Source organism: Rhodanobacter panaciterrae (assembly GCF_014651895.1).
Lineage (GTDB): Bacteria > Pseudomonadota > Gammaproteobacteria > Xanthomonadales > Rhodanobacteraceae > Rhodanobacter > Rhodanobacter panaciterrae.
In genome coordinates, this window is record NZ_BMXT01000002.1 from 360,158 (window position 1) to 384,833 (window position 24,676).

26 protein-coding genes are annotated in these 24,676 nt (G+C 64.3%); 12 read left to right on the forward strand and 14 right to left on the reverse strand.

Annotation, left to right across the window (positions count from 1 at the left end; genetic code table 11):
* Positions 1–288: 288 nt before the first annotated feature.
* Positions 289–420, forward strand: a complete 132-nt coding sequence (locus IE071_RS15940; protein ID WP_268244960.1) for a hypothetical protein — start codon at positions 289–291, stop codon at positions 418–420.
* A gap of 338 nt (positions 421–758) precedes the next feature.
* Here IE071_RS15940 and rpe read toward each other — a convergent pair whose 3' ends face one another.
* The 3 genes from rpe to IE071_RS11070 all read right to left on the reverse strand — a co-directional run bounded on the left by rpe (position 759) and on the right by IE071_RS11070 (position 2,741).
* Positions 759–1,427 (reverse strand): ribulose-phosphate 3-epimerase, encoded by a 669-nt coding sequence (gene rpe, locus IE071_RS11060; protein WP_189441254.1) that lies wholly within the window; start codon positions 1,425–1,427, stop codon positions 759–761.
* Between the two features lie 196 nt (positions 1,428–1,623).
* Complete coding sequence (gene djlA / locus IE071_RS11065; protein ID WP_189441255.1) at positions 1,624–2,430, reverse strand: co-chaperone DjlA; 807 nt, start codon at positions 2,428–2,430, stop codon at positions 1,624–1,626.
* A complete protein-coding gene (locus tag IE071_RS11070; protein ID WP_189441256.1) occupies positions 2,427–2,741 on the reverse strand; it encodes a c-type cytochrome in 315 nt (104 codons plus the stop codon). Before IE071_RS11070 ends, djlA begins: the two co-directional genes overlap by 4 nt.
* Before the next feature lie 131 nt (positions 2,742–2,872).
* On the opposite strand from IE071_RS11070, the gene IE071_RS11075 reads away from it, so the two are divergent.
* From IE071_RS11075 to IE071_RS11085, 3 genes are read left to right on the forward strand one after another with little or no spacing between them, the layout of a single operon-like run.
* On the forward strand, positions 2,873–3,769 hold the full coding sequence (locus IE071_RS11075) for a phosphoribosylaminoimidazolesuccinocarboxamide synthase (RefSeq protein WP_189441257.1): 897 nt from the start codon (positions 2,873–2,875) through the stop codon (positions 3,767–3,769).
* A 31-nt stretch (positions 3,770–3,800) separates the two neighbouring features.
* Positions 3,801–4,271, forward strand: a complete 471-nt coding sequence (locus IE071_RS11080; protein ID WP_189441258.1) for an Mpo1 family 2-hydroxy fatty acid dioxygenase — start codon at positions 3,801–3,803, stop codon at positions 4,269–4,271.
* Positions 4,268–4,675, forward strand: coding sequence for a hypothetical protein (locus tag IE071_RS11085; RefSeq protein ID WP_189441259.1), 408 nt, complete (start codon positions 4,268–4,270; stop codon positions 4,673–4,675). The genes IE071_RS11080 and IE071_RS11085 overlap by 4 nt, the downstream gene beginning before the upstream one ends.
* Positions 4,676–4,745: 70 nt before the next feature.
* Here the strand turns inward: IE071_RS11085 and IE071_RS11090 are convergent, their stop codons facing one another.
* Positions 4,746–5,174: a hypothetical protein gene (locus IE071_RS11090; protein ID WP_189441260.1), complete on the reverse strand. Its 429-nt coding sequence runs from the start codon at positions 5,172–5,174 to the stop codon at positions 4,746–4,748.
* A gap of 167 nt (positions 5,175–5,341) precedes the next feature.
* Here IE071_RS11090 and IE071_RS11095 point away from each other — a divergent pair, with 167 nt between their 5' ends.
* Entirely contained in the window at positions 5,342–6,709 is a 1,368-nt protein-coding gene (locus tag IE071_RS11095) for a DNA polymerase Y family protein (protein ID WP_189441261.1), read from the forward strand.
* Between the two features lie 146 nt (positions 6,710–6,855).
* Here the strand turns inward: IE071_RS11095 and IE071_RS11100 are convergent, their stop codons facing one another.
* From IE071_RS11100 to IE071_RS11110, 3 genes are all read right to left on the reverse strand, one after another.
* Positions 6,856–8,541: a DUF262 domain-containing protein gene (locus tag IE071_RS11100; RefSeq protein ID WP_189441262.1), complete on the reverse strand. Its 1,686-nt coding sequence runs from the start codon at positions 8,539–8,541 to the stop codon at positions 6,856–6,858.
* 13 nt (positions 8,542–8,554) lie between these two features.
* On the reverse strand, positions 8,555–10,684 hold the full coding sequence (locus IE071_RS11105) for a beta-agarase (RefSeq protein ID WP_189441263.1): 2,130 nt from the start codon (positions 10,682–10,684) through the stop codon (positions 8,555–8,557).
* Between the two features lie 213 nt (positions 10,685–10,897).
* Complete coding sequence (locus tag IE071_RS11110) at positions 10,898–12,229, reverse strand: APC family permease (RefSeq protein WP_189441264.1); 1,332 nt, start codon at positions 12,227–12,229, stop codon at positions 10,898–10,900.
* A 268-nt stretch (positions 12,230–12,497) separates the two neighbouring features.
* Here IE071_RS11110 and IE071_RS11115 point away from each other — a divergent pair, with 268 nt between their 5' ends.
* The 3 genes from IE071_RS11115 to dinB all read left to right on the forward strand — a co-directional run bounded on the left by IE071_RS11115 (position 12,498) and on the right by dinB (position 15,554).
* Positions 12,498–13,412 (forward strand): ATP-grasp domain-containing protein, encoded by a 915-nt coding sequence (locus IE071_RS11115; protein WP_189441265.1) that lies wholly within the window; start codon positions 12,498–12,500, stop codon positions 13,410–13,412.
* A gap of 88 nt (positions 13,413–13,500) precedes the next feature.
* Positions 13,501–14,391, forward strand: a complete 891-nt coding sequence (locus IE071_RS11120) for a putative bifunctional lysylphosphatidylglycerol flippase/synthetase (protein WP_229792866.1) — start codon at positions 13,501–13,503, stop codon at positions 14,389–14,391.
* Positions 14,392–14,462: 71 nt separating this feature from the next.
* Positions 14,463–15,554: a DNA polymerase IV gene (gene dinB, locus IE071_RS11125; RefSeq protein ID WP_189441267.1), complete on the forward strand. Its 1,092-nt coding sequence runs from the start codon at positions 14,463–14,465 to the stop codon at positions 15,552–15,554.
* A 12-nt stretch (positions 15,555–15,566) separates the two neighbouring features.
* On the opposite strand, the gene IE071_RS11130 is transcribed toward dinB, so the two are convergent.
* Genes IE071_RS11130 through IE071_RS11140 form a run of 3 tightly spaced genes read right to left on the reverse strand, consistent with a single transcriptional unit; the run spans position 15,567 to position 17,022 of the window.
* Positions 15,567–15,971, reverse strand: a complete 405-nt coding sequence (locus IE071_RS11130; protein WP_189441268.1) for a DUF3224 domain-containing protein — start codon at positions 15,969–15,971, stop codon at positions 15,567–15,569.
* Between the two features lie 38 nt (positions 15,972–16,009).
* Positions 16,010–16,636 carry a trimeric intracellular cation channel family protein gene (locus IE071_RS11135; protein ID WP_189441269.1) on the reverse strand — a complete coding sequence of 209 codons (627 nt, stop codon included), beginning with the start codon at positions 16,634–16,636 and terminating at the stop codon, positions 16,010–16,012.
* A 59-nt stretch (positions 16,637–16,695) separates the two neighbouring features.
* Positions 16,696–17,022 carry a hypothetical protein gene (locus tag IE071_RS11140; RefSeq protein ID WP_189441270.1) on the reverse strand — a complete coding sequence of 109 codons (327 nt, stop codon included), beginning with the start codon at positions 17,020–17,022 and terminating at the stop codon, positions 16,696–16,698.
* Positions 17,023–17,144: 122 nt separating this feature from the next.
* On the opposite strand from IE071_RS11140, the gene IE071_RS11145 reads away from it, so the two are divergent.
* Positions 17,145–17,726: an RNA polymerase sigma factor gene (locus IE071_RS11145; RefSeq protein WP_189441271.1), complete on the forward strand. Its 582-nt coding sequence runs from the start codon at positions 17,145–17,147 to the stop codon at positions 17,724–17,726.
* Positions 17,723–18,181, forward strand: coding sequence for a hypothetical protein (locus tag IE071_RS11150; RefSeq protein WP_189441272.1), 459 nt, complete (start codon positions 17,723–17,725; stop codon positions 18,179–18,181). Before IE071_RS11145 ends, IE071_RS11150 begins: the two co-directional genes overlap by 4 nt.
* 15 nt (positions 18,182–18,196) lie before the next feature.
* Here the strand turns inward: IE071_RS11150 and dapB are convergent, their stop codons facing one another.
* Both dapB and IE071_RS11160 read right to left on the reverse strand, forming a co-directional pair.
* Positions 18,197–18,997, reverse strand: coding sequence for a 4-hydroxy-tetrahydrodipicolinate reductase (dapB, locus tag IE071_RS11155; protein WP_189441273.1), 801 nt, complete (start codon positions 18,995–18,997; stop codon positions 18,197–18,199).
* 93 nt (positions 18,998–19,090) lie between these two features.
* Positions 19,091–19,432 carry a glycine zipper 2TM domain-containing protein gene (locus IE071_RS11160; protein ID WP_189441274.1) on the reverse strand — a complete coding sequence of 114 codons (342 nt, stop codon included), beginning with the start codon at positions 19,430–19,432 and terminating at the stop codon, positions 19,091–19,093.
* 135 nt (positions 19,433–19,567) lie between these two features.
* On the opposite strand from IE071_RS11160, the gene IE071_RS11165 reads away from it, so the two are divergent.
* Positions 19,568–20,248 carry a hypothetical protein gene (locus tag IE071_RS11165; protein WP_189441275.1) on the forward strand — a complete coding sequence of 227 codons (681 nt, stop codon included), beginning with the start codon at positions 19,568–19,570 and terminating at the stop codon, positions 20,246–20,248.
* A gap of 87 nt (positions 20,249–20,335) precedes the next feature.
* Here the strand turns inward: IE071_RS11165 and lpdA are convergent, their stop codons facing one another.
* Together lpdA and aceF are read right to left on the reverse strand one after the other, a co-directional pair.
* Positions 20,336–22,183, reverse strand: a complete 1,848-nt coding sequence (gene lpdA / locus IE071_RS11170; RefSeq protein WP_189441276.1) for a dihydrolipoyl dehydrogenase — start codon at positions 22,181–22,183, stop codon at positions 20,336–20,338.
* Positions 22,184–22,196: 13 nt separating this feature from the next.
* Positions 22,197–23,549 carry a dihydrolipoyllysine-residue acetyltransferase gene (aceF, locus tag IE071_RS11175; protein ID WP_189441277.1) on the reverse strand — a complete coding sequence of 451 codons (1,353 nt, stop codon included), beginning with the start codon at positions 23,547–23,549 and terminating at the stop codon, positions 22,197–22,199.
* Between the two features lie 228 nt (positions 23,550–23,777).
* Here aceF and IE071_RS11180 point away from each other — a divergent pair, with 228 nt between their 5' ends.
* On the forward strand, positions 23,778–24,662 hold the full coding sequence (locus IE071_RS11180) for an ABC transporter ATP-binding protein (protein WP_189441278.1): 885 nt from the start codon (positions 23,778–23,780) through the stop codon (positions 24,660–24,662).
* Positions 24,663–24,676 lie beyond the last annotated feature (14 nt).

The following is a 24,676-nucleotide window of genomic DNA, read 5'->3' on the forward strand; positions in this document are numbered from 1 at the left end:
GTGCGCAGCGTGCTATGCGAACTGCCGCGACGCAAGCCGCGCGACGCGAGTGCCCGCGTTTCGCCACAAGCCAGCGGCAAGCCGGCCCGATTGCGCCGGCGCCAGCGCCCGGGCCGGATGTTTGATGGACACCATGCACCACGCATGGAGCCGGACAATGTCGAAAATCAAATCCACCGAAAGCGACCCGAACGCCGAGCTGCGCAGCTTCGAACCGTTGCGGGTAACGCTGGCGCTTGGCGCCCTGCTGCTCGGCGTGTTGCTCAGCATCCATTGAAGGTGAACGGCATGCACCGATTCCGTTTCAATCTCAGCGTGTTCCATCAGTTTGCCGTGGAAGGCATCGGTGCGGCCGGCGCGAAGGGAATCGCGCCGACCGCGGGGCGGGATGACACCGACCCCGACTGGCAACCGATGTAATCCGCATCCCCTATTCCGTCCAACATGGTGGTTCCTTATCCCCTCCTTGCGAGGGGATTTTTTTACCTGAACCGCATCGGGCCGTGGATTCAGCGCGTTCATAATTCTGCGGGGAACCAAACCGGATCGACCCGGTCAGAACTAACGATTGGTAGCGTTCCATTGCCGTGGAACATGCCGGTACGGCGGCTGACCCCTCCCTGTCCAGCAGTCGCACCGGCACCCACCGATCATGGTGTTTCCTCTCACGTCTCCGACAGACGTTTATCCCGGCGCAGCTGTTCACTGCGCCGGGATTTTTATGTGCGGATGTTTTGCGAGTCGCTGAGGACTGACGCTCAGCCGATCGCCTTGCGCATGGCGTCGATCTCGGCGCGGTAATCCTTGGCATGGAAGATCGCCGAGCCGGCGACAAAGGTGTCCGCGCCGGCGGCGGCAATCGCGCCGATATTGTCGGCGGTGACGCCGCCATCCACTTCCAGCCGGATCGCGCGGCCGCTGGCCTCGATCCGCTGGCGTGCCTGGCGCAGTTTTTCCAGCGTGCCGGGAATGAATTTCTGTCCGCCGAAACCCGGATTGACCGACATGATCAGGATCAGGTCGAGCTTGTCCATCACATAGTCGAGGTAATCCAGCGGCGTGGCGGGGTTGAACACCAGTCCCGCCTGGCAACCCGACTCCTTGATCAGCCCGAGCGTGCGGTCGATGTGCTCGCTCGCTTCCGGATGAAAACTGATCAGGCTGGCGCCGGCTTTGGCGAAGTCCGGCACGATGCGGTCAACCGGCTTGACCATCAGGTGCACGTCGATCGGCGCCGTGATGCCGTACTTGCGCAACGACTGCAGCACCATCGGGCCGATCGTGAGGTTCGGCACGTAATGGTTGTCCATCACGTCGAAATGTACCCAGTCGGCGCCGGCGGTCAGCGCCGCGGCGGTGTCTTCGCCCAGTCGCGCGAAATCGGCGGCGAGGATGGACGGGGCGATGATCGGGGATTGTTTGCTCATGAGGGTGCCTGGATAAAGGGTAGAACGAGGACGCGAAAACAAGCTTCAAGTCTGCCACGACGAAACATCTGGTGCCGCCGCTTTGCTCCTCCCCCTGCTCGCAGGGGGAGGCTGGGAGGGGGTGCTTTTGACTTTGACGCTAAGAGCAACCCCTCCCCAGCCCTCCCCTGCGAGCAGGGGAGGGAAAGTATCTCGCCTACTTGAAGCCGCGTGCTTCCTTGATGCGGTCGTAGGCGGCGTTGATCTCGCTGGCGCGCGATTCGGCACGCTTGCGCATGTCTTCGGGCAGATCGCCGAGGCGATCGGGGTGATGTTCGGAAATCAGCTTGCGATAGGCGCGCTTCACCGCACGGTCGTCAGCGTTGCGCTCGATGCCGAGCACGGCGTACGGGTCCGGCCCTTGCGGCGAGCGCTGCGGCGGCACGTAACCGCCGCCGGTCGGGCCGCCGCGTCCGTAACCGCGCTGGCCGCCGCCATTCCACGCGTAACCCTTCATCGCCATCAGCGCCATCAGCTCCATCTCGCTGACCCGCAGCGCGAACGCGAGCTGGCGCAGGATCGACATCTTCTCCGGCGCCGGGTTGCCCTCGGCCAGCACGGTTTCGATCACTACGTCGAGCACCGGGAACGCATGATCGCGGCGCATGCCGACCCAGTTGCGCAGCGCGGTGATGGTCTGGGTGACGTCGAATTCCGGCTGCTTGCCCACGTTGAAGCTGGTCACCGCCTGCTTGCGCAGCTCGGTGTCCAGATTCATCCGGGTCATCAGACGTTCGGCGATCGCGATCTCCTGCTCCGATACGCGGCCGTCGGATTTAGCCACCGCGCCGAGCAGGGTGAACAGCGGGCCGACAAAGCCGCCGGCCTCCGGCGTGGCGTTCTTGCGTTGGGTGTGGCGCAGGTTGTCGAAGATGAAACCGACCACGGCACCGGTGATCGCGCCGGGCAGGTGGCCGATGATCAGGCCGAAGAACGCGAACCACAGCGTGTAGGAAAAACTCATGGATGGGCCTGTAGCTGCGGCGACTGTGCGCTGTACCAGCGCGCCAGCGCATCGAGTTCGGCGTCGCTGACCGGACCGATCGCGGCGCGCATGATCGGCACGTTGCGGCGGCCGTCGCGGTATTGCTTCAACGCGTCGCGCAGGTAATCCAGCTGCTGGCCGGCCAGGTTCGGCACGCCGGGCATGCTGGCGTGGCCGGTGCTGCCGTGGCAGGCCGCGCACAGGCCCAGTCGGGTCGGCTGCGCCGGGGTCTGTGCGCAGATGGGGAGGGCGGCGACCAGGCACAGCGCCGCGATCAGTAAGGTTCGCATCGGCAACACATGGGGACTAGGACGGGCAATTCTAGCAGTGACGTTTGGCATGGCCGGCCGGGTGCGACTTTCCGGCATTCCGGCCACAGCGGCTAGAATAGGTAGCTTCCCCGCCTGCGGAACCCCTCGCCGTGCCCACCACCCTGCCGCAATCGAACCTGCCCGGCCTGCAACTGATCCATCGCGGCAAGGTGCGCGACGTCTACGCGCTGGACGACGACCGGCTGCTGATGGTCGCCACGGACCGGCTCTCCGCCTTCGACGTGGTGCTGCCGAACCCGATTCCGGGCAAGGGCGAGATGCTCACCCAGATCTCCAATTTCTGGTTCGACAAGACCGCGCACCTGCTGCCGAACCATCTGCTCGATGTGCCGCTGGCCGACGTGCTGCCGCCCGGCACCGACCTGGCGCTGTACGAGAAGCGCGCGGTGGTGACGCGCCGGCTGAAGCCGGTGCCGGTCGAGGCGATCGCCCGCGGCTACCTGATCGGCTCCGGCTGGAAGGATTACCGCGCCACCGGTTCGTTGTGCGGCATCCAGTTGCCGGCCGGCCTGCAGCAGGCGCAGCAGTTGCCGGCGCCGATCTTCACGCCGTCGACCAAGGCCGCCGTGGGCGACCACGACGAGAACGTCAGCTACGACGTGGTGGTCAATGCGGTGGGCAAGGAACTGGCCGACAAGGTGCGCGATGCCACCCTGGCGATCTACCAGTGGGCCGCCGCCTATGCGGCCGAGCGCGGCATCATCATCGCCGACACCAAGTTCGAGTTCGGCACCGACGCCAACGGCACGCTGTACGTGATGGACGAGATGCTGACGCCGGACTCCTCGCGCTTCTGGCCCGCCGAGGAGTATCGCGTGGGCATCAGCCCGCCCAGCTACGACAAGCAGTTCGTGCGCGACTATCTCGAGACGCAGGACTGGAACAAGACCGCGCCTGGCCCGGTGATCCCGGACGAGGTGATCGCGCGCACCGCCGCCAAGTATGCCGAGGCGCTGCAGCGCCTGGCCGGCATCCAACTCAGCTGAATCCAACGCTGAATCCATCGGGGGAAAGCCCATGCGCACCATGCAAGACTGGCTCGACAGTTACAGCGGCGACCACCAGAACCCGACCAATCGACTGTTCCACTGGTTCTGCGTGCCGCCGATCGTGTGGTCGGTGATCGCGCTGCTGTGGACGATCCCGGTGCCGGCCTCACTCTTCCGTCCCGGCACGGTGGCCGTGGCGGTGATGGTGCTGGCGTTCTACTGGTACTGGAAGCACTCGCACCGGCTGGCGCTCGCTCTGCTGATCGCGTTCGCGCTGCTGGGGCTGCTCACCAACCTCCTGTACTACCGGCTCGGTGCCGCTTCGCTGTGCTACCTGGCGATTGGCGTGTTCGTGGTCGCCTGGATCGGCCAGTTCATCGGGCACCAGTTCGAAGGGCGCCGCCCCAGCTTCCTCACCGATCTGTCGTATCTGCTGATCGGCCCGGCCTGGCTGATGGCCAAGCTGCTGCGCGCACTGGGGTTCAAGCAAGTCACATGACCACCTTGCTTACCGTGATCAGCAGCCTGCTCTGGTGGGTGCTGTACAGCAGCATGGCTGCGCTGGTGTTCGCCCTGATCGGTTGGTCAGTGCTGCGCTGGACCGAACGCTGCGCAGTGGTGTTCAACCGCATCTACTTCGCCTGCCTGCTGTGGACCATGATCGGCATGCTGCTGATCGTCGGCGTGGCCGCGTACGAAGGCCATCTGCATCCGCCCTACGTGGCGCTGCTGAGTTCCGGTCTGCTGCGCTGCGCGCTGGTGCTGGACATGCTGATCGGCACCGTCCTGCTGTGGCGGCTCACCCCGCGCATCGACGCGCACCGCATCCGCCCCGGCAGCGCCTGCATGGCGGTGGCGGTGATCATGGCGATCAGCTTCGGTATTGCTACCAGCTTGGCGTGATCCCATCGGGGGCTGTGCAAAGAAAAGGGCGGAGTTCATCCGCCCTTTCTGCATCTGAGCTATCGAAACCTCAGTGCATGCCGAACATTGCAAGGCCGAATACCATCGCCAAAATCACGCCGATGATCAGTACCGACACAAAGAAAATCACCATGTAGACCAGCTGTACCAGGCAGGCCTTGCCGAACCCGATCTGGCTGCCGTCCTGCGACAGCAACAAATAATTTACCACCGCGGCGCCGACCAGGAAATTCACGATCGTCGGCAGCAGCCCGCCGCCGCCATGCATCAGCATGCCCAGCACCACCGAAGCCACCGCCACGGCAACAAATGTCAGCAGGATCACGCCAATCGAGCGCAAATAGGACGGCATGTAGCCGACCACCAGCCGGAACGCCAGGCACAGCACCAGCGCCCCAATCAGGATGCCACCCACGATCATGACCAGCAGGGCCATCATGCCCATGCCGGCCAGCGCCGCAAACGACGAAGTACCCATAAAGTCTCCCCTAGTGATGTCGAAGAAAGCCGCCGCCGGCACTCCCCATGCCAGCCCTCCCGACGGTGGCGCCAGCCTAGCCGATTCCATCGCCAGGTGGGTGGCGGCACTGTCTCCCGCCGCGAGACGGAGGCAAGCTATACAACCCGCTCGCTTGAGAAACTTCCATGAGCCTGCGCAGCCTGTTCGTCGACTTCAACAGTTACTTTGCCTCGGTCGAACAGCACGAGGATCCGACCCTGCGCGGGCGGCCGGTCGGCGTGGCGCCGGTGGCTGCCGAAACCACCAGCCTGATCGCCGCCAGCTACGAGGCGAAGGCGTTCGGCGTCAGCACCGGCACGATGGTGCGCGAGGCACGGCGGCTGTGCCCCGGCATCGAAATCCGCGTGGCGCGGCCGGAGCGTTACGTGTACTGGCACCATCGTCTGATCGAGGCGATCGACCACGCGATTCCGATTGCAAAGGTCGGCTCGATCGACGAAGTCGCCTGCGAGCTGGTCGGCCGCCAGCGCCAACGTGACGTCGCCGAAGCCATCGCGCAACAGGTGAAAGACGAAGTGGCACTGGCCGCACCCGGTGGCGCGATCCGCTGCTCGATCGGCATCGCGCCGAACGACTTCCTCGCCAAGACCGCGTCGGACATGCGCAAGCCCGACGGCCTCACCGTGATCGAGCAGGCCGACCTGCCGCACGCCTTGCACGGTCTGAAACTGCGCGACCTGTGCGGCATCGGCCAGTCCATGGAAGCGCGCCTGCACGAAGCCGGCATCACCACCGTGGCCCAGCTCACCGCCGCCGACAAGCACCGGCTGCGACATGCCTGGGGCGGCATCGAGGGCGAGCGCATGTGGGGCCTGTTGCGCGGCGCCTGGCTGCCGACCGCCCCGACCGAACGCGGCTCGATCGGCCACTCGCATGTGCTGGGACCGGAACTGCGCAGCGCCATTGGCGCCCGCGCCGTGCTGAAGAAACTGCTGGTGAAGGCCGCGATGCGCATGCGCCGCGAGGAAATGCTCAGCGGCGCCATGGCCGTGCGCATCCGCTTCATCGGCCACGACCAGCGCTGGGAACGCGACCTCGCCTTCGACCCCACCGACGACAGCCGCGAATTGCTGCGCCTGTTGAACGGCATGCTGGACAGCGGCAATCGCCGTCGCTTGTTGCCGGGGCCGACAAACGCCACGCCACTATCGGTCAGTGTGACCTTGATGCGCCTGGTGCCACGCACGCAAAGCAGCGGCTCACTGTTTGCACCCACGCAGGACACCGGCCGCGTCGACGCGCTGGTCGACCGCATCAACGCGAAGTTCGGCTACAACAAGCTCTACTTCGGCAGCATGCAGCTGGCACTGGAACACGACGCCGCGCCGATGCGCATTCCGTTCAACCGAGTTCCCGACACGAAGAGCGAGAACGAGGCCACGCATGAGAGCGAGGCCAGCCATGATCCTCTGTGGCTACAACAGATGAATCGCTTCAAAGCAATGGCAGAAGGCGAGCATCGGCGGAGGGAACGCGAGGGCAAGGAAGGCTGAATGTGCTGAAGCACAGCCGCTATTGGATCAGCCCTTGCTCCCCAACACGCCAGCAAAGTTTGATGCGCGGTTATCGACTGCTTCAATCAAAACATGTTGATTGACGCAACGAAGTTTGCAAACCGATGAGTCGCCAATACCAATCCTCAAGCAAGCTCCCACTTTTCATCCAGGATGGACAAAAGTTCTTGTTGTCTCTTCGCAACACTCGTCGGCGTCCATTCCGGACTGTGCAGAACCTGGGTCGTCAAAGCGTAAGACGACACGCCCTGCCTCCCGCCGAAATAGGCCGTCTTTTTGCGCTCGAAATCGTAGTTTTGTGCCGCCGAGTTACGACGCTGCGTCAACGGCACCAAGTTTGCCAGTTTGTGAACCCAACTCCATCTATCCGTAACCTCTGGCCAGCTGCTCGCCCATTCGGAGCCTGCAGCCACCGTTTGCGGAAGTACGTGCTCGATCGTCAACACACTAGGGTCATAAGTCGCTGCACCATCTACAAGGAAAGAGTCCAGCCGCAATATCAGATAGTTCCGTCGACGCGGCGTCATCGTGTAGATGTCAGCGCCTAGGTAGTTCCGCATGGATAACTTCTCACTATCCGTCAACTCCACCGCCACAACAGGCCGCACCATCGAGTGGTCGCTTTCGAGTGCGCGAAGCACGCGCGCATAGCGTTCGATCCGAGCGTTCACGTCATAGCCGCACACGTGAAGAACTGCAGCCAGTCGCTCAAGTTTTCGCAAAAACCAGAGCACATACACCGCATCGCCTGCCTTGTCAGCAAGGAACCTCATTGCCGACGGCAACCAGTCAGAGTTGTCGATGCGATTGAGCCACTTGAGGGCCGCATTCACTTCTGTCGCATTGGACGTGGAAACGTACTGACACTGCTTGGCAACCAGATAGGCCTCTGTGTATGGGGAGATGATTTGGCTTACCAGTTTCTCCGACGATTTCACTTCATCGATAACACGGTCACGGAACTCTTCGAGCAAGGCGCGACGCGCCTTTTCTTTGGCGTAGATCATTCGAATGTGGGTAAAGACCTCCGCAAAGCCATCTCGGCCAGTCTCAACCTCAAGCTGTTCCCATATCTCGGTAAATTCATCCTGCTTCTGATCTTGGATGCTTCCGATCACATCAGACTTGATGATGTCCGTAGGCAACAGATCCAGGCCGCGACTGTTCAGCACGGAAAAAACTCGAAATGCCGACTGCTGGCTCGGTGTGGAGACAGCAACCAAGAAGCATCGCTGCACCAGAAAAGCACCGAACTCGCAGAGTCGATCGATGTCGCTGTTGAAGCAAGTGTCGAGTCGACTGAGCATGACTTCGGCGTTGCGCCGGATGTTGCGCTGTGACTCGTTATCAAGTTGCGCCGGATCCATCGCGATCATTTCATCCAACTTCAAAGCTTGCACGTAATCCGCGAAAAACAGTCGATCACGCTCTCGAAGTTCGAGACGAGGCTTCGGCTTCAGCCCTTGAGACGCACGGCCCGGCTCACGAATGTAGTTCTCAAAATCGGTACGAAGGTCCCCGGAGAACTTTGTAGTCAAGGCGGCAAGCAGGATCGTCAACGTCGTCAGGCGTTGCTGTCCATCGATGACTTCAGCATGCGGGCGCCCCTCTTCCTTGATAAGCACAATGCTGCCAAGAAAGTAGGTGTCGTCCTTCTCTTTCAGAAAGAAGTCATGAAGATCGGAAAACAGTTCGCCAGCCTGCACTTCCGTCCATGCGTACGGGCGTTGGTAGGAAGGTATGCTGTAGTCGAAATCTGAACTGAAAATCTTCGCAAGTGGATACTCGGCACCACTGATCTTCTTGGTCATGCTTCCCTGAGTCCTATTGCGCAAAGATGTGCAGGTTCGCCTCACGTACAGCTTCAACGAAACTGCTAAACGGAATATCGGTAATCCCCACCAAGCCGATGTGACTGTTCTCGCCATCAAGCAGACGGCCAGTGACTGGCTGGTCGACGTAGTCAAACCAGTGTACGCCTACGATGACGGGATCACCCACTGCAGCCCGCACGAAACGTGCATATGCTTCGCCACGCTGCCGCTCGTTCCACACCGACACCACGCCCTTGCCGAACGGGCCGCGATCGTCGGAGCCGAAATGGAATTCGCCGATCAGTACCGGCTTGTCGAGTACATGCATCGCGGCGGCGTCGAAGCCGTGCTGCGGCAGGTCGGCGTAGACGTTGAAGCTGACCACGTCGCAGTACTGGGCGCAGGCGGCGACGGCTTCGGGCGTGTTCACCGCGAAGCGGCCGCCGAGGAACAGGTGATGCGGATCGTGGCGGCGGATCGCTTCGGCCACGGTGCGGAAATAGGTGTCGGCGTAGCGGCGCAGCCACGCACTGTAATCGGCGGTGATCGCCGGATGCGCCTCGTTCGGCGCGGGCGCGACAAAGCCAGTGACGTTCAACGCATCCCATGAACCCAACGCGATGCCCCACGCCGCAGACAGCGTTTCTGGCGCCACATACTTCTTGCGCAGCATCGCGATGAACGCCTGCTTGGCCGGACTCTTCGCATCGCCGGCGAGCGTGCCAACGGCCAGTCCCCAGCGGCCTTGCGCGCCGCTGCCGGCCCAGGCCAGTTCGTTGTCGGCGAAGTAGCCGAGCAGGTACGGATCGTCGCGCATGTCGGCGCTCGCCATGGTCACCGCCGCTTCAGTCGCCTGCACGAAGCGCGGATCGAACGGGTCGGGCATGCGACCCCAGTAGTCGTAGCCGCTGGAGACATTCGCGTAGTCGCCGTCGATATTGATCGAGCGCGTATATGGCAACCGGTGCGCGCGACCCAGCGCATCGTCGCTCCAGTTGCCGATGGTGTTGAAGCCCCACGCCTGCAGGCGATCCAGCGTGCGCGTGCGCCACGCGTCCAACCAGTTCCTGCCGTCGAGGCGATACAGGTTCGCCGCGTAGAAATCGAACCAGCGGCCATGGTTGTAACCGATGCCCTGGCTGGCGCCCTGATCCTTGTTGCGGTTGTCGCCACTGCCGTAGAACGCCGCCCACTCGCCGCTGGCTGGCGGCAGGTCCTTGAACATGAACTCGCGGCCCTCGACATAGCTGCGACCACCGTCGGTAATTACCGCGTTGACGCCGAGCGAGAAGAACGCGTGGCCGTCGGGCGTTACCAATTGCCAGCGGCTGGCGGTTTTCTGCGTGTGGAACCAGCCGGTCTTGTTCAAGCCATGGATGTCCAGGCATCCGCCGTAGGCATCAAGACCGCTGATCGGCGCTCCGGTTGCGCGCGCCTTCCCGGCTGCGCGCAACGCGGCATCGGAATCGATCTTTTCCAGCCACTGGCTACGCGTGAACTGTCCATAGCGGTCGACGATGCCGGCATACGCGTCGTGCAGCGTGGCCTCGCCTGGCGCGGCATCGAGACGACCGAACAGCAACGTCTGCGCGGCCTGCGGCGCGGGTACGCCGAGGCGGATGGCGCTGACCTTGTGTAGATCCAGCACGCCCTGCACCGCAGTCGCCAGCAAAGTCGGCTGACCGTGATCGTCGAATGGCATCGGCGGCCCCACCTGCATACCCTCGCCACGCGGCGACTCGGCACGCAGCGGCATCACCAGCGTCTGCGCCGGGCCGGCTGGCACGCCCACGGTTGCCTGCAGATGCTGGCCGGTGGCATCGTCGATATCGACGGTCAGCGTCGCCGCCCATGCCATCGCGTTCTGCACGCGTAGATGCAGTTCTCCCTGTTTTGACCAGTCCCACGTGCCGTGGGTAGGCGCCAATACGATCTGTGGATGTGCCGCGGATTGGAAGGCATAGCGCTGTTGCGCCACGCCGTCGGAGGCGTGTTCGATGGCGCCCGTGCGTTGGACCTGGTTAAGTGCCACGTGCACGATGGGATCGGGGCTGGCGAGATCCGCGACGACGGGGAGGCTCGCCGCGTGACAGGCGCCAAGGCAGCACAGGCACAGCCAAATCGATAGTCGACGATTCATGCGCAACAAGCCTCGCGATGAGAAGCCTGGGCATTATGCGGCGGTGGTGTGAAATGCGATGTGCAGAGACCGGCACAGTCGTCGGATTGGATGGAAAGCGAAGTGCGATTCCGGCCTGCGCCGGAATGACAATGTTGGGAGGGAGTGACGAGGCTGGAAGGCGCGCCGCGGCTGGAAGGCGGCGCCCTCGGAAAACGCGGAACTACATTCCCGTTACGCCACGCGTCGGCGCGACCACCATTGCCAGCCGTAATACACCGGCACGCCCAGCGCGATGATCAGCAGGCTCATGCCGGCGTCGCCCGGCGCGTGGATCGCGCTGGCCACGATCACGCCGAACACGGTGATCACGAAGATCAACGGCAGCAGCGGGTAGAACGGCACCCGGTACGGCGCCGGCTGGTCGATGAAGTGCTTGCGATACCAGAACAGCGTGCCGATGCCGAACACGTGGCCCAGCCACTCGCCAACCGTGGTGTAGTTGAGCAGCTGGTTGAAGCTGCCCGATACGGTCAGCACGATCGCCCATGCACCGAGCACGGCCAGCGCGATCTGCGGCGCGCGCGTGCGTGGATCGACACGTGCGGTGGCGCGAAAGAACACGCCGTCCGCGCCCATCGTCTGCAGCACGCGCGCGCCGCCGGCAATCGCGATGCTGCAGTAGCCGAAGGTGGAGCAGGCAATGCCGACTTCGATCACGGTGGCGCCATGCGGACCGAACAGCTTCTGCATCAGGTCTGCCGCTGGCGCCGCGCTGGTTGCGAGACCGGCATGACCGAGCCCGGCCAGGTAGGCGAAGTTGACCAGCACATAGCACAGCACCACGCCGGCCATGCCCATGCCCAGCGCGCGCGGCAGGGTGCGCTGTGGGTTGCGCACTTCACCAGCCAGATCGTTGAGGTAATGAAAACCGCCATAGGCGAACAACACTGGCAGCAAGGCGCCGGCGAAAGCCCACGACGACACCGGCTGCGTGGTGTCCGGCACCAGCACCAGCCCGAGCTGGCCATGCGCCAGCACCATGCCGGCGACCACCAGCAAGGCGATCGCCATCACCTTCAGCACGGTGAAGATGTTCTGCATCCATGCGCCGGCGCGAATGCCGAACAGGTTGATGCTGACGATGAACACGATCGCGCCGACCGCGACCGGTGTTTCGTAGAGCCGGCTCAGGCCCAGCGCCCGGCAGAAATAGACGGCGAATTTGGTCACCACCGCCGCCACGCTGCCGGGATAGTTGATCAGCGCCATGGTCCAGCCGAACAGGAACGCCGGCAGCAGACCGAACGCCTCGCGCAGATAGACATAGATGCCGCCTGCTTGCGGCCGCCGCGCCCCAAGTTCGGCGTAACACAGCACGCCGGCCAAGGTCAGCAGGCCGCCGATCGCCCACAGGATCAGCACCTGCATGCCCGATGAGGTGTTCTGCGCCACCGTGGCCGGCGTGATGAAGATGCCTGCACCGATCACGCCGCCGATGACGATCATCGCGGCGTCCCAGGTGTTCAGGCGACGGGCATAGGCATTGGCGGGTTCGGTCAGCATGGAGGCTACCTTGCCATTGTCCGTACCGGTTCGGCCAGTCCCGTGTGGCACAGCGTGTTTCGCCGCACGCAATTGCGACAAATTGACAAGCGCCAGCCGCGCCGGAAGACTGTCGCCGGCAGTGCGACTCGCGCTGCCGGTTTATGGCGCCGCGGGCAAGCTCGCAGCGTCATCGCTGCCGAGGGGTGCTGCAGTGGGCGTCAGCCCACCACGCTTGGTACGCGATTCCGTCGCAAGGGCGCCCTTTCCAATAACTGGAGACGTCGCCATGTCCAACCCCGCTGCCGCCCGCCGGCTCGCCATCGCCACTTCCACGGACCACCCATCGATCCAGCCGGACGATGCCCATCTGGCAACCTCGCTGGAACGTCTCGGCATCCAGCCGATCGTCTGCGTGTGGAATGACCCGGATGTCGACTGGTCGACGTTCGATGCGGTGCTGATCCGCACCATCTGGGATTACTTCAAGCATCACGCAACTTTCCTGGACTGGCTGGACCGACTCGACCGGCTGGGTGTGCCCACCATCAACGACAGCGCCCTGCTGCGCTGGAACAGCGACAAGCGCTACCTGCTCGAACTGGCCCGGCAGGGTGTGGCGATCATTCCGACCCGGCTGGCCAACGCCGCCGAACTACCGGATGTGCTGGCGACGATGGCGGGGCAGCAGGTGGTGATCAAGCCAAGCATCAGCGGCAGCGCCTGGCATACGCTGCGCGGCACGGTCGGCGATGCGGCGTTCGCCGAAGCGGTGGCGCAGCTGCCACGCGAATTCACGTACCTGGTGCAACCGTTCGTGCCGGAGATCGTCAGCGATGGCGAATGGTCGCTGCTGTATTTCGCCGGCGAATTCAGCCATGCAGTGATCAAGCGTCCGGCCGCGGGCGACTATCGCGTGCAGGGCGAATTCGGCGGCAGCGCGGAACCGATCCAGCCGAACGCCGCCACACTGGCGGCGGCCGATCGCGCACTCGCCGCGGTCGCCGCCATCGGCCATGGCGGGCACGCCTACGTGCGCGTCGATGGCGTGATCAGTGCCGGCGGCTTCCTGATCATGGAGCTGGAGTTGATCGAGCCGTTCCTGCATCTGGCCGTGCGTCCGGCCGCGGCCGAACGTCTCGCGCAGGATGTGGCCGGGCGCCTCGCCCGTGTCCAGATGTCCGTGCGGGCAAGCACGTCCTGACATGGCGCATCGGCCAGACCTGCGAGATCCCACCACGGCGGCCAGATCATCGTCGCGCTGGCTGCACATCCTGTCGTGGATCGGATGCGTGGCCATCGTCGGCGCGGCCGTGTGGATCCTGCATCGCTACCTGAGCCAGATCGCCTGGCGCGATGTGACTGCGGCCTGGTCGCAATTGCCGAACCGGCGCATCGCGTATTCCGTCATCGCCACGGCAATCAGCTTCGCGATGCTGGCGATGTTCGATGTGCTGGCGGCGCGCACGGTGGTGCGCGATCGTGTCTCCACCGGGCTGGCCGCGTTCGCCGGTGCGGTTACCCAAGGCATCTCGAACGCGCTCGGCTTCCATGCGATCACCGGCACGGCCTTGCGCTATCGCATCTATGCGACAGCCGGCGTGGGTGCCGGCGACATCGCCCGCATCGTGGGGTTGGCCGGGCTCGGTGTGGGGCTGGGCTTCGCGGTGGTGATCACCGGCGCGCTGTGCTGGCAGCCGGCGATCACACACGGCTGGGGGCGCCTGCCCGGCATCGTGCTGTGCGTGCTGCTGGTGGCGCTGCTGATCTGGCTCGCGCGGCGTCCGCGCACGCTCACATTGGGACGCTGGACACTGGCATTTCCCAGCACCGGCATCGCGGCCGCACAAATGCTGATCGGCGGCATCGAGATGCTGGCCGCGATCACCGCGCTCTACGTACTGCTGCCAGCCAGTGTGGCGCCACCGTTCGTCGACTTTCTGCCGATCTATGTCGGCGCCGTGCTGGCTGGCATCGTCAGCCATTCGCCGGGCGGGCTGGGCGTGTTCGAGACGATCATGCTGGCGGCGTTTCCGGCTGAGGCACGCGCGGATCTGCTGGTGGCGATGGTGTGCTACCGACTGACCTACAGCCTGCTGCCGTTCGTGCTGGCGAGCGCCGCGCTGGCCGTGTTCGAAATGAAGCTGCGCCGACGCATGCGCGGTGCGCGTCGGCGATCATGAAACCCTCATTCGTCAGCATGCCTGCCGATCGCTAGCTAGAATGATGCCGTCCCCTTCGCCCGGCATCGCACTTGCCCTCCCCGCCACGCAAGATTCTCCACGTCGACATGGACGCGTTCTACGCGTCGGTGGAGCAGCGCGATGATCCGTCGCTGCGCGGCAAGCCGGTGGCAGTGGCCTGGCGCGGCGCGCGCTCGGTGGTGTGTGCGGCGAGCTACGAGGCGCGCGTGTTCGGCGTGCGCTCGGCGATGCCGGCGATCCGCGCGGAAAGGCTTTGCCCGCAGCTGATCTTCGTGCCGCCGGATTTCGTGCGCTACAAGGCGGTGTCGCGGCAGATCCGCGAGATCTTCGCGCGACACACCGAACTGATCGAACCGTTATCGCTGGACGAGGCCTACCTCGATGTCACCCATACACTGAGCGGATTGCCCTCGGCCACCGCCACTGCCGAAGCGATCCGCGCCGCGATCCGCGAAGAGACCCAGCTGACCGCATCGGCCGGCGTGGCGCCGAACAAGTTCCTGGCCAAGATCGCCTCGGACTGGAACAAACCCGACGGCCAGTACGTGATCCGGCCGCACCAGGTCGAGGCCTTCCTCACCCCGCTGCCGGTCGGTCGCCTGCCCGGCGTCGGCAAGGTGATGGAGGCGAAACTCGCCGTGCTCGGCATCGCCACCGTGGGCGAATTGCGCGCGTTTGAATTGGTGGAACTGGAGCAGCGCTTCGGTCGCTGGGGCCGGCGCCTGCACGAACTGGCCCGCGGCATCGACGAGCATGCGGTGCAACTGGAACGGCCGACCCTGCAGATTTCCGCCGAGGACACCTTCGAGCACGACCTGCTGCTGGACGAACTCGAACCGCACATCCGCCGGCTCGCCGAAAAAGCCTGGGCCGGCTACCAGCGCGAACTCGACGCAAAAGATCGCAGCCGCGTGGCGCGCACCATCGTGCTGAAGCTGAAGACCGCGGACTTCCACACGCTGACGCGCAGCCTCACCCCGGCCCAGCGACCGCTATCGGCGAACGAACTGGCCGACATCGCCTGCGCGCTGCGCGAGCGTGTCGAGCGCCCCGCCGACAGCCGCTACCGGCTGGTCGGTGTGGGCTTGTCTGGCTTCGTCGAGCAGGACAGCTATCAGGCGCAGACCGATCTGTTCGCGTAATCGTGCGAGCGATCAGGGCGCGTCGGGCAACGTGTACTCGAAGTCATACGAGTGCTTGCCATCGGCGATGGTGATCACCAGCTTTCCCGTCAGCCCCAGCAGTTCACCGGTAGCGGAATCGGGCACCACCGTGATGCTCAGCTGCGGCGCGCCGCGTGTCATCGTGCCGCTGTGCTGCAACGCGAACGTGCCGTGGCGACCATGCAGGATGCCGCTGACCCGCTCCAGCGCGACATAGCCGGCCGAGCCTGATACCTCGGTGCCAGCAGCCAGCATCTGGCCCTTGCTGGCCGCCTCGAGATCGCCGTGAAACTGCTTGTCCAGCGCCATCCGGCCGATACCGGGATCACCGACGCCGTCCTGTGCCGGCTGCGGAGTCATCTTCACTTCGAACGTGCCGCTAGCGTGCATGGTCATGGTGTCTTCTTCGATGGCAATTCGTGCAGCCTAACTGATCACGCGTCCCGCTCACGGCCGAAACGCGGCAGGTTCCAGTGATAGTGCAGCGACAGGAAACGCAGGCCGAAACAGAACAGGATCGGCAGCCAGGTCGCCCACATCGCCGGCCAGTGGTAGTACTCGCCGATCACCGCCAGTGCGGCGCCGGCAAACGCCGCCAGCGCGTAGATCTCCTTCTGCAGCACGACCGACACGCGTGCCAGCAATACGTCGCGCGCCATGCCGCCGCCGACGGCGGTGATCATGCCGAGCAGGATCGCCACCTCCGCGTTGTGGCCGAACAGCAACGCCTTGTGCGCGCCGTATACCGCGAACAGCCCCAGTCCCATCGCATCGAACAGCCGCACCGGATAGGTCAGCCGCTCCACCCACGGATACGCGACGACGGTGAGCAGCGCGGCCACGATCGCGGTGAACAGGTAGCGCCAGTCGGACAGCCCCGCCGGTGGAATCGCGCCGATGCACAGGTCGCGCGCGATGCCGCCGCCGCAGGCCGTGATGAAGGCGATCGCCAGAATGCCGAACAGGTCAAGGTTGCAGCGGCGCGCGGCCGTCGCACCGCTGATCGCGAACGCGAACGTACCGGCCAGATCCACCAGGTTGAACAGCAGCTGCTCATTCATGCGGCTGGTTGTTTCGCGGGCATGCCGACGAGGCGGCGATGCCCGCTATTGAACCAGCTTTAGCTGATCCGCCGCGAGATCGCGAAGAACACCAGGTTGCCCAGACCGGTGGCGCCAGCCAATACGGCAACCAGGCCGGGGGTGACTTCCTGCCAGCCGAAGCCCTGGATCAACCCGAAGCCGAGCGCCACCGACAGCAGCACGATGCCCCAGCGCAGGGAGGAGTGGCGTCGGCGCAGGTTTTCGTCACGCAGGACCGAGTTCACCAGCTCTTCCGAACCGCCGGCGTTGACCATGTGCCGGCGCACCATGGCGTCGACGCAGACCTTGATCGAGTAGGCAATACAGATGAACAGGCTGATCGGAATGAGGTCGCCGAAATTCATGGGGTTCTCCTTGGACGTGGTGGCGGAATGACTGACTGTCGGGACCAGAGATACCGCCACCCCCGCAACGGTTGCAGCCACCCACTTGCAACCGTTGTCACGATGCGCGTATCTCATGCCCCATGGATGACATCCGCAGCAACCCGGACCGCGAACTGGTCGACGCCGTGCTGGCCAATCGGCCGGGCGCGTTCGAGCGCCTGATTCGCGAGTATCAGGGACTGTGCTGGCACATCATCCAGCGCATGGTGCGCAACCCCGAGGACACGCGCGAGCTGTGCCAGGACACCTTCCTGCGCGTGCACCAGTGCCTGCATCAATATCGTTACGAGAGCGCGCTGAAATCGTGGATCGGGCGCGTGGCCTACACCATCGCGCTGCGCCACCTGCAGCACAAGCGCATCCCGCTGGTCGAGCACGGCGACGACGGCGACGACTACGCGCTGGTGGAAAACATCGGCGACGGCTTCGATCTGGAAGCCGCCTGCGCGGACGAGGAGACGGCGCAGCACCTGCACGCCGCGATCGAATCGCTGCCGCCGTTGCAACGTACCCTGTTGACGCTGTATTACCTCGAAGAAACCTCGATCCCGGAAATCGCCCGTATCACCGGGCTGGCCAGCGGTACCATCAAGAGCCACTTGTTCCGCTCACGACTGCGCCTGCGCGGCGAGCTCGAAACGCGGACAGGAGTTGCAGCATGAATCAGCACATCGACGACGATATCCCTCCCTTCGACGACTCAGCCTGCGAACGCGAATGGCTGGCGCAGGAGAGCGCGATGCGGCGCGAACGCCTGCATCTCGATCCCGCTGGCGACGATGCGCGCAGCCGACGCTATCGCCTGCTTGCGCGCGCCTTGCGTGAGCCGATGCCGAACGGCTTGCCAGCCGATTTCGCGCAGCAGGTGGCCGCCCGCGTTGCTGCCTCGCCCAAGGCCGCCCCGCGTATCGAAGTCGTGCTGATGATCGCGCTCGTCGCCGCGCTGGTGATCGCCGCCGCCGGTGTCACCGTCATTTACGGCAGCGCATGGCTGCCGTCGTTCAGCGCGATCCTGCCCGCACCACAGGCGCCGGCCAGTCGCTGGCTGCTGGCGCTTGCCGGCTGCCTCGGCGTGTCCTGGCTGCTGGGGCAATGGCAGCAACGCGTACGCGATTGAGCGTCGATTGGCGCTCTATAACTCCAGCACGGCATCCAGTCCGCGATGCAGGCCGACCAGGCCGGACACCTTGCGGATCGCCAGCAGCGCACCATCCACATAAGGCTTCGCACTGCTGCCCGCGTTGTGGCGCAGGGTCAGCGTCTGGTCGGGCATGCCGAAGATCGTCTCGACGCCGATCACGAAACCCGGAAGACGCACCGCATGCACCTGGCTGCCGGCCAGCGTGCCGCCGCGCGTCTCGCGCAGGCCGACGGTCTGCTCCAGCGGCACTTGCAATAGCGGCTGGCGCACCTTGCCCAGCCGGCCGGCCAGCTCGCGCACGGTGCCGCTGGGCGCATCCGGCTTGCCGGCCGAGGCGTAGTCGATGATCTCCCATTGCGGGATCAGCTTCGCCGCCATCTCGGCAAACTTAATCAGCAGCACCGCGGTGAGCGCGAAGTTGCCGCAGGCCAGCACGCCGCGCTGGCGTTCGCGCGCGACGGCGTCGATCTGCGCGTAATCCTCGTCGGTGAGGCCCGACGTACCCACCACCACATGCGCGCCATGCTCCAGCGCGGCGAGGATGTTTGCCTTCGCGCTGTCCGGCTTGGTGTATTCCATGAAGACATCGCAAGGCTGCGCGAGGGCCTCAGCGGCGCTGGCAAAGATCGGTGCATCGAGCCGGCTCTCGCCCAGGACATCGCCGAGTTTCCGCCCGGCGTGTCGCCGCGCCACCGCGGCAACCAGGTTGAGATCAGCGGTAGCGGCAATGCCACGAGCCAGCTCGGAGCCGGCCCAGCCGGTGGCGCCGGCAAGGCATATCTTCAAGGTCATCGGAAAGGCCTGGATTTATCGACGAAGGAATGACGCAGCGTACGGCGAACCGGCTGCGTCATCCATACATCGAGGGCATGCTCGGCCGATCGATCAGTCGTAAACGTCGTGGCAACGGCGTTCGGTGGTGTAGTAGGCCTTCTTGTTCTGCGCATTTTTCTGCACGCGGTTGCCGACATAACCGCCGGCAACGGCACCGCCTACCGTGGCCAGGGTCTTGCCCTTGCCGCCGCCCACCTGATGACCCAGCAAGCCGCCCGCGACCGCGCCAATGCCGGTGCCGATGATGCGGTGATTATCCTTGGAGTCGATATGCTTGACCCGCACGTTCTCGCAGACCACGCGGTGATGACGTCCCTGCGCCTGTACGGGCATCGTGATGAGCGCAGGTGCGGCCAAGGCCAGCGAGGCCATCAGAATCAATGATTTTTTCATGGGCTTTCTCCGTCTCGATGACATACAGGAATAGCCGGAGGGGCGTGACGGCCCGGTCAAGCCGGCCACAGCCTCGCGTGAATCAGGATCGGCTAAGCTCCGCGTTCGCAAATCCACCTTGCCCGGAGCGACTCCATGCATTTCGAAGTACCGAAACTGCCCATGCGCGGCTTCAAGGATTTTGCCAAGCACTACCTGATGATCGTGCTCAGCATCCTCACCGCGCTGGGGCTGGAGGCGTGGATCGAGCATACCCATCACACGCATGCCGCCGCGCTGGCCAGCCACCAGATCGAAGCGGAGCTGCAGGCCAACCTGGACGGCGTGCACAACTCGTATCAGCGGAATCAGCAGCGCCTTGTCTCGCTGCAGCAGCTCCATGACGCCATCGCGAAGGACGTGCGCGACGGCAAACCCGACACCGCGATCAACCAGCATATCCAGGCGCTCAAGAACGAGTTCAACCTCAGCCTCGACTGGCCGATCTTCGCCAATCAGGCGTGGGACGTCGCCGTCGCCAACCAGTCCGCCAGCTGGATGGATCGTGCTGCCCTGAGTGAATATTCGGCTGCCTACAGCAAGCAGCGCGACGCGGCGAGCTGGATGACCCAGGACAGCACACTGTTTCTCGACGCACCGCGCATGGCGACGCTGCGCACGAAAATAGATCTGGGGCGCGAGGTCGACCCGATCGAATTCCTGTCCGTGCTGCGCCAGATGATCATCACCTCGAGCGAAACCCAGTCACAACTGCAACAGGTCGAGGCGCAGCTGAAGCAGGTGTCGCCGAATCACGCGGACAGCAGCAAGAGCTGAGCTTCACACGCACCACATCATCCAGAGAATTGGAAACAAAAAGCCCGGACCAAGTCCGGGCTTTTTGTATGGTCTCTGTCGCGTCGCTTATTTCTTTTTCGGCAGGTACAGATCGGTGATCGTGCCTTCGTACACCTCGGCCGCCATGCCGATCGATTCGCTCAGGGTCGGATGCGGATGGATAGTGAGGCCGATATCGGCAGCCTCGCTGCCCATCTCGATCGCCAGCGCGACTTCGGAGATCAGCTCACCGGCATGCACGCCGACGATGCCGCCGCCGACGATGCGATGAGTGGCCTCGTCGAAGATCAGCTTGGTGAAGCCTTCGGTGCGGTCGATGCCGATCGCGCGGCCGCTGGCAGCCCACGGGAACTTGCCCACGCCGATCTTCAGGCCCTTTTCCTTTGCCTCGCGCTCGGTCACGCCGACCCAGGCGATTTCCGGGTCGGTGTAGGCGACCGACGGAATCACCCGCGCATCGAAGTGACTCTTCTGTCCGGCGACGACTTCCGCGGCAACCTTCGCTTCATGCGTGGCTTTGTGCGCCAGCATCGGCTGGCCCACGAGATCGCCGATCGCGAAGATGTGCGGCACGTTGGTACGCATCTGGCTATCGACGTTGATGAAGCCACGATCGGTCACTGCGACACCGGCCTTGTCGGCGCCGATCTTGCCGCCGTTCGGCGAGCGCCCTACCGACACCAGCACACGGTCGAACACGGTGGTTTCGGGAATGCTGTCGCCTTCGTAGCTGACTTCGATGCCCTTCTTGGTGGCCTTCGCCTCGACCACCTTGGTCTTCAGGTGCACGCCCTTGAGCTTGCCGGCGATGCGCTTGGCCAGCGGCTTGATCAGGTCGGCATCGGCGCCGGGGATCAGCTGGTCCATGAACTCGACCACGGTCACCTCGCTGCCGAGCGCGGAATACACCGTCGCCATTTCCAGGCCGATGATGCCGCCGCCGACGACCAGCAGTTTTTTCGGCACATCCTTCAGCTCCAGCGCGCCGGTGGAGTCGACGATGCGGTCGTCGTCCCATGGGAACGAGGGCAGCTTCACCGACTGCGAACCCGCAGCGATGATCGCGTACTCGAAGCGGACCAGCTTCACGCCGTCCTTGGTCTGGACTTCCATTTCGTTCGGCGAAACGAAGCTGCCGTTACCTTCGAGCGTGCGCACCTTGCGCTGTTTCGCCATGCTGGTCAGGCCGCCGGTGAGCTGACCAACCACCTTGGTCTTGAAGCCACGCAGCTTGTCGATGTCGATCTTCGGTGCGCCGAAGCTGACGCCGTGTGCAGCCATCGAAGCCGCTTCGTCGATCACCGCGGCCGCATGCAGCAATGCCTTGGACGGAATGCAACCCACGTTGAGGCAGACGCCACCGAGCGTGGCATAGCGTTCCACCAGCACGGTATCGACACCGAGATCCGCGGCGCGGAACGCGGCCGAGTAGCCACCGGGGCCGGAGCCGAGTACGACGAGCTTGCATTCGATGTCCGGCTTCTTTCCCGACAACGCTGCCGCTTGCGGCGCCTTCGCCTCCTCTCCCCTTGCGGGAGAGGATTGAGGCGAGGGGGCGGCGCTTGCGGGAGACTGGCTGGCCTTGTTCGCTTCGCTGGAAGAACTTGGCGAGATTGCCCCCTCTCCCCTGCCCTCTCCCGCGAGGGGAGAGGGGGACGCAGTGTCGGCTGCGCCGACGGTTTCCAAAACGGCAATCACCGCGCCTTCGGAAACTTCATCGCCCACCTTGAGCTTCAGCTCCTTGATCACGCCGGCGGCGCTGGAGGGTATCTCCATCGTCGCCTTGTCCGACTCCAGCGTGATCAGGCTCTGTTCCTTCGCCACGGTGTCGCCGACTTTCACCAGCACTTCGATCACCGGCACATCGTGATTGCCGCCGATGTCGGGAACCTTGATTTCGATCGTGTTCGCCATCGTCGTCTCCAGGTCAGAGCAGCAGGCGACGGATGTCGCCGAGCTGGGTGGCGAGGAAGGCGGTGAAGCGCGCGGCGAGCGCGCCGTCGATCACGCGGTGGTCGTAGGACAGCGACAGTGGCAGGATCAATCGTGGCGCGAACTCCTTGCCGTTCCACACCGGCTTCATCGCAGCCTTGGAGACGCCGAGGATCGCCACCTCCGGCGCGTTGACGATCGGCGTGAAGCCGGTGCCACCGATGCCGCCGAGCGAGCTGATCGAGAAACAGCCGCCGGACATCTCGGCCGGGCCGAGCTTCTTGTCGCGCGCCTTCTTCGAGATCTCGCCCAGTTCACGGGCGAGGTCGAGCAGACCCTTCTTGTCGCAGTCGCGAATCACCGGCACCACCAGGCCGTCGGGCGTGTCCACCGCGATGCCGATGTGGAAATACTTCTTGAGTATCAGCTTCTCGCCGCTCTCGTCGAGCGAAGCGTTGAATTGCGGGAACTGTTTCAGCGCTGCCACCACCGCCTTGATCTGGAACACCAGTGGGGTGACTTTCAGATCCTTGTTCTCCTCACCAAGCTTCTTGCGGAAAGCCTCCAGCTCGGTGATGTCAGCGTCATCGTGCTGGGTGACGTGCGGGATCATCGCCCAGTTGCGCGCGAGATTCGCGCCGGAAATTTTCTGGATGCGCGACAGCGGCTTCTCCTCGATTTCGCCGAACTTGGCGAAATCGACCTTCGGCCACGGCAGCAGATTAAGGCCGCCGAGCGAGGCGGAAGCACCGCCGGTCGGACGCGCACCGGAAGCGAGCGCGTGCTTCACGTAGGCGCTGACGTCCTCGCGCTGGATGCGACCGCCACGGCCACTGCCCTTCACCTGCTGGATATCAACGCCCAGCTCGCGCGCAAATGCGCGGATCGCTGGGCTGGCATACGGCGCATCGCCCGGCATCACGATGCTGGCGTCGAGCGGCGGACGCGCGGTCGGCGGCACGTCCCCTTCCGGCACGTTGCCCGGCAGCACGCTGCGGCCACCGATCGGTGCGGGCTTTTCCTCGACCGGCGGCGCGGCCACTTTGGCCGGCGCAGGCGCCGCAGCCGGCGTGGCAGCTTTCGGCGTCTCGGCGGGAGCAGCTGCAGCGCCGTCAGCCTCGATGATCGCGATCACCGCGCCCTCGGACACTTCGTCGCCGACCTTCAGCTTCAATTCCTTGATCGTGCCGGCGAACGGCGCAGGCACTTCCATGGTCGCCTTGTCCGATTCCAGCGTGATCAGGCTCTGTTCTTTCTCGACCCGGTCGCCGACCTTGACAAGCACTTCGATGACGGGAACGTCAGCGTGGCCGATATCGGGAACGCGGGCTTCTTTGAGATCGGCCATGGATGACTCCTGCTAATGGCGATGGCGTACCGCTCGGGGATGGCGGTCGCGGACAAGGCTTCAATCATAACGAAGGCAGCCCCGATTCGTATGCCTGGGCCGGGCAGTCTCCTCGATTCGACGCCAACCATGCGCACGCGTATGCATGACCTTGAGCGCACGCACGGCCCCGATCCATGCCGTAACCTGATTCTCAAGACCACGCCGCACGCGGCACAGGAAGCAAGCATGTTGACGATTCGCGATCTGTCGAAAACCTACGCCAACGGCGTAAAGGCATTGCGCGGCGTCTCGCTGGACATCCCCAACGGCATGTTCGGCCTGCTCGGCCCGAACGGCGCCGGCAAGTCGTCGCTGATGCGCACGATCGCCACGCTGCAGGATCCGGACGAAGGCACGATCAAGCTGGACGAGATGGACCTGATGGCCGACAAGCAGGCCACCCGTCGCCTGCTCGGCTACTTGCCGCAGGAATTCGGCGTGTATCCGAAGGTCTCGGCCGACGCGATGCTGGATCACTTCGCCGTGCTCAAGGGTGTCACCGTGAAAAGCGAGCGACACGAACTGGTCGAATCGCTGCTGCGCCAGGTGAACCTGTGGGACGTGCGCAAGCGCAAGCTCGGCACCTACTCCGGCGGCATGCGCCAGCGCTTCGGCATTGCGCAGGCACTGATCGGCGATCCTCGCCTGGTGATCGTCGACGAGCCCACCGCGGGGCTCGACCCGGAGGAGCGCAACCGCTTCCTCAATCTGCTCGCCGAGATCGGCGAGCGCGTGGTGGTGATCCTGTCCACGCATATCGTGGAAGACGTCACCGACCTGTGCTCGCGCATGGCGATCATCGGTCAGGGCCAGGTGCTGCTGAGCGGTGAGCCGATCGAGGCGATCCGCTCGCTGGATGGCCGCGTGTGGCGCCGCACGATCGACAAGGCCGAGCTGGACGGCTACCGCGCCCGCATGAACATCCTGTCCACCCGCCTCACCGGCGGTCGAACGCAGCTGCATGTGCTGTCCGACCATTTGCCGGAGGCCGGCTTCGAAGCTGTTTCCCCTGATCTGGAAGACGTCTATTTCGGCCAGCTGCGTGAGCAAGCTACCGCCAAGGCGGCCTGAGGCGACTCGCCTCG